The sequence below is a fragment of the Streptomyces sp. NPDC006207 genome, from assembly GCF_040613835.1.
Lineage (GTDB): Bacteria > Actinomycetota > Actinomycetes > Streptomycetales > Streptomycetaceae > Actinacidiphila.
This window is the reverse complement of the sequence record NZ_JBEXSX010000020.1, coordinates 1-17763: the sequence shown is the minus strand read 5'-3', so window position 1 is coordinate 17763 and position 17763 is coordinate 1. Positions and strand designations below refer to the sequence as shown.

Annotated in this window: 11 protein-coding genes and 1 pseudogene; 5 read left to right on the top strand and 7 right to left on the bottom strand. The window is 74.5% G+C overall.

Annotation, left to right across the window (positions count from 1 at the left end; genetic code table 11):
* Nucleotides 1–1123: 1123 nt before the first annotated feature.
* Nucleotides 1124–1681 (top strand): glycine-rich domain-containing protein, encoded by a 558-nt coding sequence (locus tag ABZ312_RS17935; protein ID WP_499515105.1) that lies wholly within the window; start codon nt 1124–1126, stop codon nt 1679–1681.
* A 418-nt stretch (nt 1682–2099) separates the two neighbouring features.
* Here the strand turns inward: ABZ312_RS17935 and ABZ312_RS17930 are convergent, their stop codons facing one another.
* Nucleotides 2100–3194 carry a mechanosensitive ion channel family protein gene (locus ABZ312_RS17930; RefSeq protein ID WP_500438141.1) on the bottom strand — a complete coding sequence of 365 codons (1095 nt, stop codon included), beginning with the start codon at nt 3192–3194 and terminating at the stop codon, nt 2100–2102.
* A 312-nt stretch (nt 3195–3506) separates the two neighbouring features.
* Between ABZ312_RS17930 and ABZ312_RS17925 the strand changes: the two genes are divergently transcribed.
* On the top strand, nt 3507–3923 hold the full coding sequence (locus ABZ312_RS17925) for a hypothetical protein (RefSeq protein WP_500438140.1): 417 nt from the start codon (nt 3507–3509) through the stop codon (nt 3921–3923).
* Nucleotides 3924–3986: 63 nt separating this feature from the next.
* Here ABZ312_RS17925 and fusA read toward each other — a convergent pair whose 3' ends face one another.
* The 5 genes and pseudogenes from fusA to ABZ312_RS17900 form a co-directional block, all read right to left on the bottom strand.
* A complete protein-coding gene (fusA, locus tag ABZ312_RS17920) occupies nt 3987–6002 on the bottom strand; it encodes an elongation factor G (protein ID WP_500438138.1) in 2016 nt (671 codons plus the stop codon).
* 1002 nt (nt 6003–7004) lie between these two features.
* Nucleotides 7005–8948, bottom strand: coding sequence for a WD40 repeat domain-containing protein (locus ABZ312_RS17915; RefSeq protein WP_500438202.1), 1944 nt, complete (start codon nt 8946–8948; stop codon nt 7005–7007).
* Nucleotides 8949–9290: 342 nt separating this feature from the next.
* A pseudogene (locus ABZ312_RS17910) lies at nt 9291–10784 on the bottom strand (nSTAND1 domain-containing NTPase); the annotation flags it as partial.
* Between the two features lie 216 nt (nt 10785–11000).
* Nucleotides 11001–12512 (bottom strand): NlpC/P60 family protein, encoded by a 1512-nt coding sequence (locus ABZ312_RS17905; RefSeq protein WP_500438137.1) that lies wholly within the window; start codon nt 12510–12512, stop codon nt 11001–11003.
* 235 nt (nt 12513–12747) lie between these two features.
* Nucleotides 12748–13857 (bottom strand): FAD-dependent oxidoreductase, encoded by a 1110-nt coding sequence (locus ABZ312_RS17900; protein WP_500438134.1) that lies wholly within the window; start codon nt 13855–13857, stop codon nt 12748–12750.
* Nucleotides 13858–13929: 72 nt separating this feature from the next.
* On the opposite strand from ABZ312_RS17900, the gene ABZ312_RS17895 reads away from it, so the two are divergent.
* Together ABZ312_RS17895 and ABZ312_RS17890 are read left to right on the top strand one after the other, a co-directional pair.
* Nucleotides 13930–14610, top strand: a complete 681-nt coding sequence (locus ABZ312_RS17895) for a TetR/AcrR family transcriptional regulator (protein WP_500323757.1) — start codon at nt 13930–13932, stop codon at nt 14608–14610.
* Nucleotides 14611–14886: 276 nt separating this feature from the next.
* Nucleotides 14887–15426, top strand: coding sequence for a GNAT family N-acetyltransferase (locus tag ABZ312_RS17890; RefSeq protein ID WP_500438132.1), 540 nt, complete (start codon nt 14887–14889; stop codon nt 15424–15426).
* Between the two features lie 19 nt (nt 15427–15445).
* Here the strand turns inward: ABZ312_RS17890 and ABZ312_RS17885 are convergent, their stop codons facing one another.
* Entirely contained in the window at nt 15446–16024 is a 579-nt protein-coding gene (locus ABZ312_RS17885; RefSeq protein ID WP_499515095.1) for a TetR/AcrR family transcriptional regulator, read from the bottom strand.
* A 309-nt stretch (nt 16025–16333) separates the two neighbouring features.
* On the opposite strand from ABZ312_RS17885, the gene ABZ312_RS17880 reads away from it, so the two are divergent.
* On the top strand, nt 16334–17763 hold a 1430-nt coding region (locus tag ABZ312_RS17880; protein ID WP_500438129.1), incomplete at its 3' end, for an MFS transporter.

The following is a 17763-nucleotide window of genomic DNA, read 5'->3' as shown; positions in this document are numbered from 1 at the left end:
CAAGGGCCGGTGGGTCCCGCTGGGCCGCAAGGGCCGAAGGGCGACACCGGACCGGCGGGGCCGCCGGGATCGGAACCGGTCTTCGGTCAGTTCCTCTCGACCCAGATCGTGCACGGCGCGACGCTTACTTGTGCGAGCACCACCACTACCGCAGCCAGTTCGTTGTGCAACGGGCCAATGATCAACGGTCTGAACGTCGGATTCCGGTCTGAGACTTGGCAGGCCATCTGCGCGGCCGTCACCGGTGGGGCCGTCACTGACGCCAGCGGGGATGACCCCGTCCCGACGCCCTGGGTCATCTGGACTGGCACGACATGGGCGCTCAGCTCGGACAGCGCCCTGACTCTGACCGAAGTCGCGTGCGCTCGCAGCTAGCGGCTCTGAGAGTGCCGATGCACCATCTGCCCCGCTCAGCACGCTCGTAGAGGAGGCCGGCCTCTTCGCCGGCCTCCTCCCGGCCGCCGAGGTCGCGGCCGCCAGTCGGCGCCACGGCGCAGCACAGCCGCCCGGGGCCCTTGCAGGAGTGCCGGGCCGATGCGGGGACAAAATCACCCGGTCGGCTACTGAATGTGCACGACGCAACAGGCAGGGCGATTCTTGCTGTGGGCTCGCTGCTGTCTCCGACAGCTCTCCTCTCCTGGTGATCCGGCCTCTGCCGCGCGTTGCGGGCCCCCTTGCTGGAGGTGGCGTGTTGTCTCGAATAGCCATGCCCCATGGAGCCCGAGGGCGACGCCGAGGTGGTCTGCGGATGTGGACGGTGGCCGCGAGCGTGGCCTTGGCGTCCAGTGCTCTCTCGGGTGCCGCGTACGCCGACGGTCGCGAGGCCGCCGCCGTGAAGCCCGACGCTCAAGCCGGGCTCGCCGGCCCGTGCTTCCTCTTCCCCTACTTCCCCGGGTACTGCCCCAGCCGCCCTGGCCACGGTCACCCGGGCCGCCCCGGGATACCCGGCCCACCAGGGCCTCCCGGCCCGCCTGGGCCTCCCGGATCGCAGGGACCCGCCGGACCCGCCGGACCTCAGGGGCCTCCGGGCGAGACCGGCCAGCAGGGACCTGACGGGCCCGCCGGACCTGTCGGGCCGCCGGGGCCACAGGGCCCGCCCGGTGTCGCCCCGGCCCACGGCCTGGTGGACTTCCAGAACGACGGTCAATTCGTGCCGCCCGCCAACGTCACCACGGTGTTCGTCCAGGCGTGGGGCGGCGGCGGGGGCGGTGGTGGAGGCGACGTTAACAACAGTGGATCCGGTGGCGGCGCCGGAGGCTTCGCTTGGTGCGTCCTTCCCGTCCAGCCGGGCACACCAGTCGCGGTGGACGTCGGCACGGGAGGCTCGGGCGCACCCCCGTCCTTTCCCGGCGATCTGGGCACACCCAGCACGGTGGACAACGGCCTCGGCGACGTCGTGACTGCCAACGGCGGCGTATTCGGGTCGCACCTCAACGGTGGCGCTGGCGGCACGGCCTTCTGTCCTGGCCAGGGCACAGTCCGACAAGGCGCCAACGGCGGAGATGGCTCGGGCGTCGCCCCGGGTGGGCCCGGTGCCCAGGGAGGCCGTCCGGCAGTGGACGGCATCATCCAGCCGGCGCCGCCGGGTGCAGGCATCGGCGGCTCAGGCGGCGCACGCGGCGTCGGCCCGGACGCCGGCGGCGAGAACGGCGGCCCCGGATACGTCGTCATCTGGTGGTAGCCACTGCACTTCGGCCGACACGCGCCACGGCGCAGCACAGCGGCCCGGAACCCCACCGAGGGGAGCCGGGCCGCTGTGCTGCATCACCGCTTGACGCGCGCGCCCGCGGACCGCGAGGACACCGAGGGCCAGGAGCGTCGGCTCACATAGCCGCGAGGCCATCTCGATGTACGTGCCCCAGGTGGTGAGGTTCTGACGAGACGAACGGAAGACCACCGAATTCACCGCGACGCGTGTGGCCACCTCCAGGCCGAACGACCGCATCGTCGCCGAGATCGGATGGCGCTCCCGATGGGGTCGGGCCCCTGCCACCTGCCGGAATCCGAGGAGGCCGAGTAGGTGGCGGCGCCGAGGGCGCGGTCCCAGCGGGAGGAAGTCCGCCGGGCACGCACCGAAGTGCGTGCCCGGCGGGCGGCCGTCAGCCGCCGGGGGTGGGGTCCGGCGCCGGGACCGTGCGCTGGTGCGGCAGCGTTATCGCGTCCTGCTGCTCCTGACGCAGCACCACGTTCCGCGTCGGGAAGGAGATCTCGATGCCCTCCTCCTGGTAGCGGCGGTGCAGGCGCTTGATGAACTCGTGCTTGATCCGGTACTGCTCCCCGTACTCCGACGTCCGCAGGATCACCGAGAAGTCGATCCGCGACTCGCCGAAGGTGTGGAAGCGGACGACCGTCTCGTGCTCGGGGATGCCGCCCTCGACGTGGGCCATGACCTCGCCCGCGACCTCGATGGTCACCCGCTCCACGTGCTCGAGGTCGTTGCCGTAGCCCACGCCCGCCTGGACGATGAGCGACATCTGCTGCTCGGGCTGGTGGAAGTTGGTGGCGATCGCGCTCGCGAGCTTGGCGTTGGGGATGATCACCAGGTTGTCCGACAGTTGGCGCACCACGGTGTTGCGCCAGTTGATGTCGACGACGTAGCCCTCCTCGCCGCTGCTGAGACGTATGTAGTCCCCGGGCTGCACGGTCTTGGACGCGAGGATGTGGACGCCCGCGAAGAGGTTGGCGAGGGTGTCCTGCAGGGCCAGGGCGACGGCGAGACCGCCGACGCCGAGGGCGGTGATCAGGGGCGTGACGGAGATGCCCAGGGTCTGCAGCAGGACCAGGAAGCCCATCCCCAGCACGACGACACGGGTGATGTTGACGAAGATCGTCGCGGAGGCCGCGACCCCGGACCGGGCCAGCGCCAGCGACCGTACCGTCTCGGCGACCATGCGGCCCGCGGCGACCGTGGCCGCCAGGATCAGCACCGCCACGAGCACCTGGTTGACGGTGCGGTCGACGATGCGGGTCAGCGGCAGCGCCGCGGCGGCCACCCAGGCGCCCGACGCCAGTGCGGCCCACGGCACGACGGTGCGCAGGGCGGCGACGACGATGTCGTCACCGCCCCACCTCGTCGACCTGGCCCGCTCGCCCAGCCACTTCAGGGCCAGCCGCAGCAGCAGCCCCGCCAGGGCGCCGGCGGCGATCGCGGCACCGGCGACGATCAGGTCGTGCAGCGTGAGGGCGCGGTTCACCGGTCGCCTCCCCACGTGCGTACGGATTCACGCACGGGGCGCGGGGGGTGGTGTGTCGTCACTGGTCGCCTCATCGTTCGGGGACGTTCGGGGGATGTTCGGGGAGTCGCGCCGAACAGGCGTTGTCCAGGCGCGAGGTGACACATCCTGCCGCAGCGGCGACGCCGTCCGCATACGGCCCCCACCCCGGCGGCCCGATCCCGCCAAGGTCGCCGCGGCCGGACGCACCGCCGGCGGGTGTGCCGGTATCCTTCCTGGTCACGATGCCCATCGCCCTTCGGCGTTGGCGGCGTTCCCGGTGAGGACTCCCCCTTGGCACCACGCTTCGACACCGCCCGCTTCCACGTGGCCACCGGCCCCGCGGCGCTCTTCGCGCGGGTGCGGCACGTGCTGCGCGAGCCCGTACGGCTCACCGCGCGCGGCCCGCACGTGACCGAGCGCCTGGAGCGCCGCGGAGCACCCGTCGAGGCGCTGCTCGCCTTCGACCCCGCGACCTGGGAGCTGGTCTCCGCGGAGGTGCGGGCCGACACCGGGAGGTGGGTCAAGGCGACGTGGCGTGTCCGGGCGGCCGGACAGGACTGGTGGGCGGTGATCGGGTTCGGCGACACCCTGGTCACCGTCATCGACGTGGCGCCGCACCGCCGGGGGCTCGGGGACGACATCGTGCGCGAGGGCCCGCTCCACGCGCGCGTGGCGGCCGTCAACGAGGCCCTCATGGCGGAGGGGTGAGCCGACCCGACGCGGTCCGGCCCCGCCCCACGGGGATCGTGGGGGCGGGGCCGGGCGCGTCGGCTACCGGGTCACCGTGCCCGCGGGGGCCGGGGCGTACCCGGCGGGGCGGGTGGTGAAGGTGCCGCGGCCCTGGGTGCGGCTGCGCAGGCGGGTCGCGTAGCCGAACAGTTCGGCCAGCGGCACCGTCGCCGTGACGACCGCCGTGCCGGAGCGCGTCGTCGAGCCGGTGACGCGGCCGCGGCGGGCGGCGAGGTCGCCGAGGACGGTGCCCACGGCGGCGTCGGGGACGGTGACCGTGAGCTCGACGACCGGTTCGAGCAGGGCCATGATGCCGCTGCGCAGCGCCTCCCGGAGCCCGAGGCGGCCCGCGGTGCGGAAGGCCGTCTCGGAGGAGTCGCGGGAGTGCGTGGCGCCGTCGGTCAGGGTGACCCGCACGCCCGTGACGGGGTGGCCGCCGAGGGGGCCCTCGGCGAGGGCGTCCCGGCAGCCGGCCTCGACCGCGCGGACGAACTCCTTCGGCACCCGCCCGCCGACGACCGTCGAGACGAACGCGAACGCGGACTCCCCGGACGGCTCGACGTCCAGGACGACGTGCGCGAACTGCCCCGCGCCGCCCTCCTGTTTGACGTGCCGGAAGACCAGCCCCGGCACGCCGCGCACGAGCGTTTCCCGGTAGGCAACCTGTGGCCGTCCGACGCGGACGTCCAGCCCCCGCTCGCGGCGGATCTTCTCCACGGCCACCTCCAGGTGCAGTTCGCCCATGCCGGACAGGACGGTCTGCCCCGTCTCGGGGTCGGTCCGCACGGCCAGCGAGGGGTCCTCCTCGGCCAGCCGGGCCAGGGCCACCGCCAGGCGGTCGGTGTCGGTGTTGCGGGCGGCCTCGACCGCGACGAAGACAACGGGCTCGGCCACGGACGGCGGTTCGAGGACCAGGGGTGCCCCCGGGGCGCACAGGGTCGCCCCCGCGGCGGCGGACTTGATCCCGACCACCGCGACGATGTCCCCGGCGACCGCGGCGTCGACGTCGACGTGCCGGTCGGCCTGCACCCGCAGGATCCGGCCGATCCGCTCGGTGCGTCCGGCGCGCGTGTCCAGCACGGCGTCCCCCTTCCTGATCGTCCCCTCGTACACCCGCAGGTAGGTCAGCCGCCCGGTGGCGGTGACGTTCACCTTGAACACCAGCGCCGTGAACGGCGCCGCAGGGTCGGCCGCCTGACGTACCGCCGGGACGTCCAGCGGCGACGGCAGGTAGTCGACGACGGCCTCCAGGAGCGGTTCGATCCCGCGGTTGCGGTACGCCGAGCCGCACAGCACCACGACGCCGTCGCCAGCCAGCGTCAGGTCGCGCAGCGCGGAGCGCAGCGTCGCCTCCGGCAGCGCCGACCGTTCGCAGAACTCCTCGAACGCGGCCGCATGCAGCTCCGCCACCGTCTCCTCCAGCGCACGGCGGCGCCGCAGCGCCTCCTCACGCAAGTCCTCCGGCACCGGGCCCTCGGCGTACGTGCCGTGGCCGTCGGCCCACACCAGGGCGCGCATGCGCAGCAGGTCCACGACGCCCGTGAAGCCGTCCTCACGCCCGATCGGCAGCTGGACGACGAGCGGCACGGTGTGCAGCCGTTCGCGCAGCGAACCGACGGCGGCGTCGAGGTCGGCGCCGGCGCGGTCCAGCTTGTTGACGAACGCGATCCGCGGCACGCCGTGCCGGTCGGCCCGCCGCCACACCGACTCGCTCTGCGGCTCCACGCCCGCGACGGCGTCGAAGACGGCGACCGCGCCGTCCAGGACGCGCAGGGAGCGCTCCACCTCGTCGGAGAAGTCGACGTGGCCCGGGGTGTCGATCAGGTTGAGCCGGTGGCCGTCCCAGTCGCAGCTCACGGCGGCGGCGAAGATGGTGATGCCGCGGTCGCGCTCCTGCGGGTCGAAGTCGGTGACGGTCGTGCCGTCGTGGACCTCGCCGCGCTTGTGGGTGGCGCCGGTGAGGTAGAGGATCCGTTCGGTGACGGTGGTCTTGCCCGCGTCGACGTGGGCGAGGATGCCCAGGTTGCGGACGGCGGTCAGCGGATTGACGGTGCGCATGGCCCGGTGGCCTTTCGGGTGATCCGGAGAGTGGGCGGCGCGATTCCCGGACGGGACGGCCCGCGTGCGGGCCGTGAGGATGCCCCCGTGCACGTCGACCGGGTCGCGGCAGGGCGTACCCGGCCGTCGGCCCCGGCCCCGGCTCCGCTGGTGCGGTTGCGGGTGTGCGGGGGTCAGATGGTCGTCGCGGACTTCCGGTGCCGGCCGCGCAGCGGGCACCGGGCCTGCGAAGACACCAGGATCACCTCATGGCGTGACGGGGGCACGACGGCTGCGGTGCGGTAACGCACGGCCGGGCTCCCTTCGTTCGTCACGGAGCGCGCCACGGTGTCGGGGGGCGCGCGATCAACGCGAGTGTAGTGAGCGGGACCGGATGGGGGCACCGGGTTTTTCCGGGGAGGCCCGAACCGTCCCGGCCGCCGCCGCATCGGCGCGCCCCCCGACGGTTACCGGTGCCACGACATCGGCGCGTGCGGACCGTGAGCAGCGGCACGAGAGGGCGTGCGCGACCCGTGCACCCGACTCCCCGCCCCGGTCCACGGAATCCGGTCGAGGACCGGTGCCGCCCGGCGACGGGTGCGGATCGAGCGGGCTTCACGCGCCCTGCGGAGTTGTGCCGCCACGGGCCGCGCGCTACCTGACGGAAGGCCATCAGGGCCCGCTGCGCGGGCCCCTCGGACGCAGGCTCCGCCCCCGCGCCACCGCCGTTGCGGCGGGCCCAGGACGGTCAGGCCCCCACCGCCACCGGCACCCGCACGCATGCTCCGTCCGGGTCCCGGCCCGGCGGAACCCTTCCCCCGGCTTCACCGCCACAGACGCGGGGAGCAGCGTGCCGGTACGACCACTCCGCACGGACACGGTCCGCAGCCTGGACGGCGTGCGCCGACCGGGAGCCACGCGGCCCGCGCCGCCGCCGTGACGGGCCAGGACGAACCGGAAAGGCCCACCTGCCGGTTGGGCCGCCTCATGCCGGGAGGCCGGCCCTCGGGAGTCACCCGGAGCTCAGCCGCTGGACGAACCGCAGGCGCCCGGCCAGGCGTAGCCGGGCAGCAGGTGCCGCCAGCGGGCCGGGACGGAGGGGCCGGCGAGGCGACAGAGCACGGCGGTGCGGTGGCGGACGTCCGGGTCCCAGAGGCGGATGGTGCCGTCATTGCCGGCGCTGGCCACGGTCGCGCCGTCGGGGCTGAAGGCGACGCTCCACGCGGCGCGGGTGTGCCCGGTGAGGGTGGCGGTCAGGCTCCGTGCCGCCGGGTCCCACAGCCGTACGGTGCGGTCGTTGCCGCTGCTGGCGAGGGTCCGGCCGTCGGGTGAGAAGGCGACGCCCCGGACGGACCCGGTGTGGCTGGTGAGGACCCCTGCGGCGCGGGCCCGCGGGACGTCCCACAGGCGGACGGTGCCGTCGTTGCCGCCGCTGGCGAGGGTCCGGCCGTCCGGGGCGAAGGCGACGCCGCGCACGGAACCGGTGTGACCGGTCAGGACGGCCGCGCGGCGCCCCGTCGCGGGATGCCACAGGCGGAGCGTCAGGTCGTCGCTGCCGCTGGCCAGCAGTCGGCCGTCGCGGCTGAAGGCGCGGCAGTTCACGAAGTCGGTGTGCCCGGTGAGGGTGGCCGCGCGGCGCCCGGTCGCCGTGTCCCACAGGCGCACCGTGCGGTCGGCGCCGCCGGTCGCGAGGGTGTGCCCGTCGGGGCTGAAGGCGAGCGCGAAGACGGCGCCGTCGTGGCCGCGCAATATGGCGCGGCTCCGCCGGGTCCGGGTGTCCCACAGCCGTACGGTGCGGTCGGCGCCCGCGGAGGCGAGCAGCCGGCCGTCGGGGCTGAAGGCGACGTCGTAGACGGGGCCGCTGTGCCCGGTGAGGGTGGACGCGGGGGCGTGGCGCGCCATGTCCCAGACCCGTACGGTGCCGTCGCCGCCGGCCGAGGCCAGGGTGCGCCCGTCGGGGGCGTAGGCGGCCTTCCACACCTCGGTGACGGGTGAGGCGCCCAGCGTGCTGCGGCTGAGGTCCCACAGGACGACGGTGCGGTCGAAGCCCGCGGTGGCGAGGAGGTCGCCGTGGGCGGCCACGGCGACGGACAGCACGTAGTCGGTGTGGCCGGTGAGGGTCTCGACGGGCAGGTGGGTGTGGACGTCCCAGCGGATGACGGTGCCGTCGCCGCCCGCGGAGACGACCGTGTGGCCGCCGGGCCCGAAGGCGAGCCCGTTCACGTCGTCGTCGTGCCCGGCGAGGGTGGTGGTGCGGCGCGGCGCGGCGACGTCCCGCAGGCGCACGGTGCGGTCGGCGCCGCCGCTGGCGAGGGTGCGTCCGTCCGGGCTGAAGGCGAGGGCGAGCACGTCGCCGCTGTGGTCGCGCAGCACGGTCGTGCTCCGGCGGGTCCGGGTGTCCCACAGGCGCACCGTGCGGTCGGCGCCCGCGGAGGCGAGCGTCCGGCCGCCGGGGCGGTAGGCCAGCGCGAGGACCTCGTCGGTGTGCCCGGTGAGGACGGCCTTCCGGCGTCCGGTCGCGGCGTCCCACAGCCGTACGGTGCCGTCGGCTCCGGCCGAGGCCAGCGTGCGGCCGTCGGGTGCGAATGCCACGGCGCGTACGGGTCCTTGATGTTCGGTCAGCACGGCGACCGTCCGGCGCTCCGGTACGGACCACAGCCGCAGGGTGCCGTCGGAGCTCGCCGAGGCGAGCAGCCGGCCGTCCGGCGAGAAGGCGACCGACCGGACGGGCCCGCGGTGGCCGGTGAGGACGCCCGCCGCGGTCCGTCCGGCGACGTCCCACAGCCGTACCGTCCGGTCGGAGCCCGCCGACGCCAGCAGCCGGCCGTCCGGGGAGAACACCACGGCGTTCACGGCGGCCGTGTGGCCGGTCAGCCGCCCGGCGAAGGCGTTGGCCTGCGTGCTGAGCAGGGCGCTGCGGGCCTCGGTGGTGGGGGCGGTGCGGTAGGCGGCCTCGGCCAGCAGCATCGCGGCCTCCGGCCGCCCGGCGGCCAGTTCGGCGGAGCGGGCGGCCATCGCCTGGGAGAGCGCCGTGGCGCGCTGCCGGTCGGCGCCGAGGCGCTGCTCGACGGCGACGCCGCCCGCCAGTACCGCCAGCACCAGCAGGACGGCGAGCACGACCAGCCCGGTCCGCTGCTGCCGGGCCCGGCGCCGTACGAGGGTGCGCCGCAGGTCCTCCTCGTGGGCGGCCGCGGCGAGGAAGTCCGCCTCCACGGGGCTGAGTTCGCCGTCGCGACGGCCGGGGCCCGCGGCCCACTCGCGGGCGGCGGCCAGTCGTGCGCCGCGGTGGAGCAGCGCGGGGTCGCGGCCCTCGCGTTCCCATTCGCGGGCGGCCGCGGCGAGTTGCTGGTGCAGCAGGAGGTCGGCGCGGGCGGCGTGGATCCAGGTGCGCAGGCGCGGCCAGGCCCGCAGCAGCGCCTCGTGGACGATCTCGACGTGGTCGGTGCCGACGGTCAGCAGGCGCGCGGCGACGAAGGAGTCGAGCGCGGTGCGGGCCGCGGCGGTGTCCGGCAGCCCGTCCAGCAGGTCGGCGGTGTCGCGGGGGCGCCGCGACTGCTCGTTGTCCTCGCCGACACGGACCAGCCGCAGCAGCATCCTGCGGGCGGCCAGTTACTCGGCCGGGGACAGGGCGGTGAACAGCGCCTCGGCGGCGGTGGCGACGGAGCCGTGGATGCCGCCCGCCGCGAGGTAGCCCTGGACGGTCATGGTGCGGCCCGTGCGCTGCCGCCAGGTGGCCATCAGGGCGTGCGCGAGCAACGGCAGCGCGCCGGGGTCGCCGCCGGGCCGGACGGCACCCGCCGGGTGCCCCGGGGAGTCCGGCGACTCCGGCGACTCCGCAGCGCCCAGGTCCCGCAGCAGGACCTCCACCAGTCCCGGTTCGAGCTCGGTGCCCTCCTCGCGCGCCGGGCGCACGATGCATTCGCGCAGCTCGTCCGGGCTCATCGCGCCCAGCGCGAACAGCCCGTCGCTGATGACGGGGACGAGCGCGGGGTACTCCAGGCAGCGTCCGGTGACGTCGGCCCGGATCCCGAGGACGACGAGGGCGTCACCGGTCGCGGCGAGCCCGGTGAGGGCGGCGATGAAGGAGCGCCGCTCGGCCTCGTCCTCGCAGAGCGTGAACGTCTCCTCGAACTGGTCCACCACGACGACGCATCCTCCGCGCGGCGCGGCGACGAGGACGGCGGCACGCGCGGAGGGCGGCCCCTGTTCGCCCGGGTCCTGCGGCGTTCCGCCCGCGGCAGGCTCCAGGGCCTGCTCCAGCGCGTGCCCGAGGGAGTCCAGGGGCCGCGCGGTGGGGGTGCAGAAGGCGACCGGCCACCGGCCGTACGGGCCGTCGGCCAGGGCGGGGAGCAGCCCGGCCCGGAGCAGCGAGGACTTCCCGGCCCCGGAGGGGGCGACCACGGCCAGCGGGCCCTGGCCGGCCCGTCGTCCGAGGCGTTCCACCAGGCCCGCGACGGCGCGTTCGCGGCCGAAGAAGCGCCCCGCGTCCTCGGTGCCGTAGGCGGACAGCCCGGGATAGGGGCAGGGCGACGCCTCGTCATCGGCCCCTGACAGCCGGGTACTTCGCGGCCCGGACTCGGGCGGCAGCAGGGCGAGCAGTGTCCCGCCGGCCTCCAGCGCCTCGTCGCAGCGCCGGGCGACGTCGGCGTTGACCGGCTTGCCGCCCGTCTCGATCTTGCTCAGGTACCCCTTGCTGTAGTGGGTGCGCCGGGCCAGCGCCGACAGCGACAGGCCGCGCTCCAGGCGCAGTTCGCGCAGTGCCGGGCCGAAGGGCTCGGTCGGCCTGTGTGGTGTCCGGTCCATCCCGTCCCCGCCGCGTACGGCGCGGAGGGCGCCGTCCCCTGTCCCCGGCCGCCTGACCGGCGTGCCCGTCGGAAGGTGAGGAGTGCGCGGGGCGGGGCGTGGTTCCCAGGGTCGCGGGCGAAGGGGTGCGCACGGTCGAGAAATGGCCACGGGCCGACGGGCCCCACCGCCCCCGTGAGCGGTGGGACCACGCCGGCCGTGGCGGACCGGGGTCGCTCAGATCGCGCCGCCCGGGGCGCCGCAGCTCGGCACACCGGACAGCCAGGCGTCGCCGCGCATGTAGATGTTGCTGATCCAGCCCTGGTACTCCGGCAGGTACGACCAGGCGTCGTTGGTGTAGCCCTCGGCCGTCACCGACTCCGCGTGCTTCTGGCAGGACACCGCGACGTTGGTCGGACCGGCGAGCCGGACCACCACGGCGGACCCGGTGGCCGGGTAGGCGTGGACCGCCACGCCGGTGCCCCATGTGCCGTACGGGCTCGCCCCGGCCGGCGTGGAGGTGCCCTTGCCGTCGCAGGCGGGGACCCCGGCCAGCCAGGCGTCGCCGCGCATGTAGATGTTGGTGACCCAGCCGCCGTACTGCGGCAGGTAGGACCAGGCGTCGTTGGTGTACCCCTCGGACGTCACGGTCTGCGCGTGCGTCTGGCAGCTCACGGCGACGCTCGTCGGGCCGGCCAGCCGGGCCACCGTGGTGCCGGTGGTCGTGGACGGTTCCGAGCGGACCGCCACGCCGGTGCCCCAGGTGCTGTAGGCGCCGCCCTGCGAGATGTCGCCGCCGCCCCCGGAACCGGTCTGCGGGTCGTAGGCGGAGCCGGTGCAGGCGGGCACCTCGGGCAGCCAGGCCGGCCCCCTCAGGTAGATGTTGCTGATCCAGCCGCCGCGGTTGGACAGGTACGTCCAGGCGTCGTTGGTGTAGCCCTCGGCGGTGACGGTCTCCCCGTGCTGCTGGCACGTGGCGTACACCAGGTCCGGCCCGGACAGCCGGGTCACCAGTGCCGCCGCCTTGTTGGGGTGCTGCCGTACGGCCACGTCGGTGCCCCAGGTGACCTGGAGGCTGCCGTCGTAGCCGGGCGGCTCCGTGAAGGGGCTGCCCTGCGGCATGCGCGCCACCCCGACCAGGCGGTTGTTGTCGATGCGCGCGTTGATGTCGATCACCCGGACGGGGTGCTGCGACTGGTACGCCTCCACGACGTAGCCGCCGCCGAGGTAGAGCATCACGTGGCTGATGCTGTCAACCGTGCCGCCGACCCCGGTGAACACGATGTCCCCCGGCTCCAGGTCGGAGACGGCCGGCTTGCCGCCCCCGCTGCCGTGCACCGCCTGGTAGGTGCGCCCGGCACTCTGGTACATCGACTTGGCGGTGCCGCCGCCGAGGATGTCCCACCCGACGGCCTTGTACCAGGCCCAGCGGACGAACCCCGAGCAGTCGAAGCCGCGGGTGTACGGGTCGTTCCAGGTCTCTTCCAGGTCGTGGATGTCGATGGTGCCGTAACTGGCGCCGGGCGCGGGGCCGTGCCCGCCGCCCCAGGTGTACAGCGTGCGGTTGCGCCACTCCTGGCAGGCCGCGTCCGCGGCCCAGTGCGCCTCGTCGGAGGCGATGCCCTGCAGGCTGCACCAGTTCTGCTCCCCGGTCCCGGCCGCGCGGGCGGCGGCGGCCGGGACGAGCGCGAGGAGCAGGGCGGTCACCACGGCGGCGACCAGCCCGCCTCCCCAGCGTCGTGCTCTCATGCGGTCTTCCCCCAAAGACGGGGCGGCGCCCGGCGCCGCCCTCGGTCGCGTGTCGGCCCTCACGGTGACCCCTGACGGACCGCCGGCACCAGGGGTTTCCCGTTTCCTCTTCGCCTCCCGGCCGGAGAGCCCCTGGTGGGCGGGGTCGGCCGCGCCGGACCGGCCGGATCTCGGGGAGGCGCTGTCCGAACGCGCGGAGGGCGGTCGGGCCGTACAACCGCGTATGCGGTCGCGTTCAGCCGGGTTGGAAGAACGCGAGCATCTTCTTGCCGGCGTCCGGCGACATCAGCAGTTCCTGGATGTCCGCGGACATCCGGGCGGCAGCGCCGGTGCGTTCGAACATCTCGCGCTCGTACTCCCTGACGGCGGCGGGGAAGTCGTCCGGGTGCGCGGCCAGCGCGAGACCGAGCAGGGCGCCGTCGAGCAGCGCCATGTTGGCGCCCTCCCCCACCGGCGGCATCAGGTGCGCGGCATCGCCGACCAGCGTGACGTCCGGCGTCGACGGCCAGGTCAGGCCGACCGGGAGGGTGCTGATCGACCTCGGGACGACCGTGTCGTCGCAGGCCGCGATCAGCGCGGTGAACCGCGGGTCCCAGCCGGGGAGCAGGTCGATCAGCCGCGCCCGCGCGGCGGCCGGGTCGTCGAACGGGATCCCGCTGGTGGCGAACCAGTCCTCGGGGGTGTTGTAGAAACTGAGGCCGATGCGGACGCGGCCGTCGCCGTTGCGCTGCGCCGCCAGGGACAGTCCGTTGCCGAGCACCCAGTAGTTGCCGCGCCCGACCATCGCCGCGAGGTCGGGGTGCGTGCGGTCGATGTCGGGGATGCCGACCTCGACGACGTTCTGGCCTATGTGCGCCGGGCGGGCGTCGGTGAGCAGCGGGCGGACGCGGGACTGCGCGCCGTCCGCGCCGACCAGCAGGTCATACGTCGCGCTGCTGCCGTCGGCGAAGTGCAGCAGGCCGTTGTCGGCGGACGTGAACGCGTGCCTCCAGCGCACCACGTCGTCGGGGAGGGAATCCAGCAGCAGGTCGCGCAGGTCGGCGCGGTCGACCTCGGGTCGCGCGAGCGGGGCGTCGTCGGGCGTGTCCTCCTGGAGCAGCAGGGTGCCGTCCGGCTCGAGAAGACGCATGTCCTGGCCTTCACCACGGGCGATCGCGTGGAACCGGTCGATCAGACCGGCCTCGCGCAGCGCCCGCTGGCCGGAGTGGATGTCGAGCATGCCGCCCTGACCGCGCGCACCGCGTGACGACTCTCGTTCGTACACGACGCAATCCATGCCGTTCACGTGCAGCACACGGGCGAGAGCCAGGCCGCCGAGGCCGGCTCCGACGATGGCGATGGTCATGGCCGCTTCTCCTTCGATACACCGTACTGACCGATACACTGTATCGGTCCGAGGCGATGTATGGTGAGCGGCATGTTGGTGTGGGAGAGGCCGGAGCCACCGAATCGACCTGTGCCGGCCCCGTTGAGCCGGGAGCGGATCGTGCGCGCGGCGATCCAACTGGCCGACGCGGAGGGCCTGGACGCGGTGTCGCTGCGCAAGGTCGCCACCGCACTGGACGTCCGTCCGATGCGGCTGTACGGCTACATCGCGAGCAAGGAGGAGTTGCTCGACCTCATGGTCGACGCCGTCCACGCCGAGATCCGGCCGGCCGGGGACGGCTGGCGGGAGGTGCTCCGGTCCCTTGCCGAAGCCACCCGGCACGCCGCCCACGAGCACGAATGGCTCGCCGACCTCCTGGGTGGCCGACCCCAGCTCGGGCCGCACGCGCTGGCCAGTGGGGAGACCGTGGTGGCCGCACTGGGCGGGGTCGACGTGGACGCCGTCATGCCGGTGGTCGCCGCGGTCAACGCGTACGCGATCGGCGCGGTGCGCCGTGAGGTCGCCGAGCGGCGCGCGGAGCGGGCCACCGGGATGGACGAGGCGCGTTGGCAGGCCTCACTCGGGCCCTATCTGGAGCGGACCTTCGCCACCGGCCGATTCCCCGCGCTGGCCACGGTGGTGCGCGATGCCGCCCACCTGGACGCCGACCACACCTTCCGAATCGGCCTCGACTTCCTGCTCGACGGCATTGAGGCCCGCATGTCGAAGTGACGCGCGGCCGAAGCGGGTCCACGCAGGGCGTGGGTTCGCGTGCGGGTCGTGGGTACGAAGTCCTCCGGGAATGAGGTGGATTGCCCGCGCCGGCAAGCCGGCGCCCTCGTTGCGGCGGGCACTTGTCTTGATCTCGCCGTACGGGTGCCGCTCCCGGGGCGACCGGGCCGCCACCGGACGGCCACCGCGCCGCCACCCGCGCGGCATCGCGGGCCAGGGGTTTCCCGGCGGTCTCCCGCTGCCCGCGCGACGGGCGGCCTGTGGTTGCATTCCCGGGTGGACGAGGCGACGGCAGGTACGGCGATCCGGCTCCGGCGGCGGGAGGAGGGCGACCTCGACGCGTGCGTGCGGGTGCTCGCCGCGGTCCACGACCGGGACGGCTACCCGGTCGACTGGCCCGCCGCACCGGCCGCGTGGATCTCCGGGGCGGCATCCCTCGCCGCGTGGGTCGCCGAGTCGGACGGTGTCGTCGTGGGTCACGTCGGCCTCGGGGCGGGCAGCGGGAGCGACGCCGCGCCGGGGCTGTGGAGCGCGCGCGAGGGCGTGGCCGCCGGACCGGCCGCGGTCGTGGGCCGGCTGTTCGTCGCGCCGGGGGCCCGCGGCCACGGCATCGGGGCCCTGCTGATGGCCGCGGCCGTCGAGGAGGCGCGGCTGCGCGGACTGCACCCGGTGCTCGACGTCGTCGCGTCGGACACGGCCGCGGCCGCCCTGTACGAGCGGCTGGGATGGACGCTGCTGGCCACCGTCGAGCAGCGGTGGGGCCCGGACCGGCGGGTGGCCGTCCGCGCCTACGCCGCGCCGCGACCGGGCGGCTGACCGGCGCCTCCGCCGCGGTTCAGCGGCGGACGCGGACGCCGTCGAGGGCGACGGAGAGGATGCGGTCGCGCTGGGCGTCGTCCGCGAAGTGCGTCGCGGAGATGCCGGAGACCATGCGGAGCAGGTCGTCGAAGGAGATGTCGGCGCGCGCCTCGCCGGCCTGCTGGGCGCGGTCGAAGAGCGGGCCGCCGGCCTGGAACATGGAGTCGCGGCAGGCCAGGAAGACGTCGGACTCGTTGTTGAGGGCCTCGCGGATGGCGCGCTTGGTCACGGTGTAGTCGACGAAGCGGCCCAGCCAGGAGGTGAGCGCCTCCCACGGCTCGCGGTCGGCGACCTCCTGGGCGACCCGGCACAGGTCGTTGACCTCGTCCGCGTAGACGGACTCGAAGAGGTGCCGCCGCGTGGGGAAGTTCCGGTAGAGGGTGGCGATGCCCACGCCCGCGCGACGGGCGATGTCCTCCAGCGAGGCCTCGGCGCCGTTCTCGGCGAAGGCCTCGCGGGCGGCCGCGAGCAGGGCGTCGTAGTTGCGCGCCGCGTCCCTGCGGTGCGGGCGCTGGGACGCGACGATCGCGCTGACGGGGAACGTGTCGGCCGTCACTGCTGCCTCCTGACCGGAACATTTGAAGTGGAGGGTGGCCTCCGCTACAGTGGAGGCATACCTCCACTTTACCAGTCGGGGTGTCGTTCCCGTCGCCGCGTGCCCGGCACGCGTCGGTCAGGCGTACGCGCCCCGGTGTGACCCCTTCCACGGGCCCTGCGCCGGCGCATCGCCCGTCCCCCGACTGTTCCCAGGCTTTCCCCGGCGGCCGCCGCGCGCGGTCGCCGTCCCCAGGCTGCCCACGCGGCCCGTACGACCACGGCCGGACGGTCCCGGCCACGCCCCCGTTCGGAATCGGAGAGGCTTTCCATGCCACGCAAGTCCACCCGCCTCACCTTCGCGGTCCTCGCGACCGGTGCGGGCGTGTTCTCCATGCTCCAGTCGCTGATCGCGCCGGCCCTGCCGACCGTCCAGCACGCCCTGCACACCTCGCAGTCCACCGCGACCTGGGTGATGACGGCCTACCTGCTGTCGGCCTCGGTCTTCACCCCCATCCTCGGCCGGGTCGGCGACCTGGTCGGCAAGAAGCGCACCCTCGTCGCCGTCCTGGTGGTCCTGACGCTCGGCTGCCTGCTCGCCGCGCTCGCGCCGTCCATCGGCGTACTGATCATCGCCCGCGTCATCCAGGGCATCGGCGGCGCACTGTTCCCGCTGTCCTTCGGGATCATCCGGGACGAGTTCACCGCGAGCGAGGTGGGCCCGAGCATCAGCAACCTGTCCGCCGTCATCGCCGCGGGCGGCGGCGTCGGCATCGTGGCGGCCGGCCCGATCGTCTCGGCGCTCGACTACCGCTGGCTGTTCTGGCTGCCCGTCGGCGTCGTCGCGATCACCGCGCTGATCGCCTTCCGTTACGTGCCCGAGTCCCCGAGCCGGGCCGAGGGACGCGTCAACTGGCTCGGCGCCGTCCTCCTGTCGGGCTGGCTCGTGGCCCTGCTGCTGCCGCTCAGCCAGGCCACCCAATGGGGCTGGACCTCCGGCCGCGCCCTCGTCCTGTTCGCCGCCGCGGTCGTCCTGTTCGCCCTGTGGCTGACGGCCGAGGCCCGTTCCCGCCACCCCCTGATCGACCTGCGCATCATGCGGCTGCGCGCCGTGTGGACCACCAACGCCGCTGGTCTCCTCTTCGGCGCGGGCATGTACTCGATCTGGTCCTTCCTCCCCGGCTTCGCCCAGACCCCGAGCGCCGCGGGATACGGCTTCGGCGCCAGCGTGACGGGGGCCGGGCTGCTGATGCTGCCGATGCTGGTGGCGATGTTCCTCTCCGGCGTCCTCAGCGGCCGCCTGGAGCCCGTGGTCGGCGCGAAGCGCCTGCTCACGGCGGGTGCCGCGCTGGGCGCGGTGGCCTGCGGCTTCCTCGCCGCCTGGCACGACCAGCAGTGGCAGGTGGCCTTCGCGGCCGGCGTCTTCGGCCTCGGCATCGGCCTCGCCTTCGCCTCGATGGCCAACCTGATCGTGCGCAGCGTCCCGGCCGAGCAGACCGGCGCCGCGAGCGGCATGAACGCCAACATCCGCACGATCGGCGGTTCCATCGGCGCCGCGGTCACCAGCGTGCTGGTCACCAGCCGGCTCCAGCCCTCCGGCCTGCCCTACGCCTCCGGCTACACCCACGCGTTCAGCCTGCTGTCGGTGCTCTGCCTGGCGGCGGCCCTGGCCGCGCTCCTCGTCCCGGTCCACCGCGCCACCGCCCGCCACGCCGCGGCCGCGACCGCGCCGGCCCCGGCGGAAGCCGAACCCGTGGCGTC

What these genes read in the sequence shown, in the direction of transcription:
- ABZ312_RS17900 (WP_500438134.1), bottom strand. Translation starts at nt 13,857, where the DNA reads ATGACCATCGCCATCGTCGGAGCCGGCCTCGGCGGCCTGGCTCTCGCC.
- ABZ312_RS17905 (WP_500438137.1), bottom strand. Translation starts at nt 12,512, where the DNA reads ATGAGAGCACGACGCTGGGGAGGCGGGCTGGTCGCCGCCGTGGTGACC.
- fusA (WP_500438138.1), bottom strand. Translation starts at nt 6,002, where the DNA reads ATGCGCACCGTCAATCCGCTGACCGCCGTCCGCAACCTGGGCATCCTC.
- ABZ312_RS17915 (WP_500438202.1), bottom strand. Translation starts at nt 8,948, where the DNA reads ATGCTGCTGGCCGAGGCCGCCTACCGCACCGCCCCCACCACCGAGGCC.
- ABZ312_RS17895 (WP_500323757.1), top strand. Translation starts at nt 13,930, where the DNA reads ATGTTGGTGTGGGAGAGGCCGGAGCCACCGAATCGACCTGTGCCGGCC.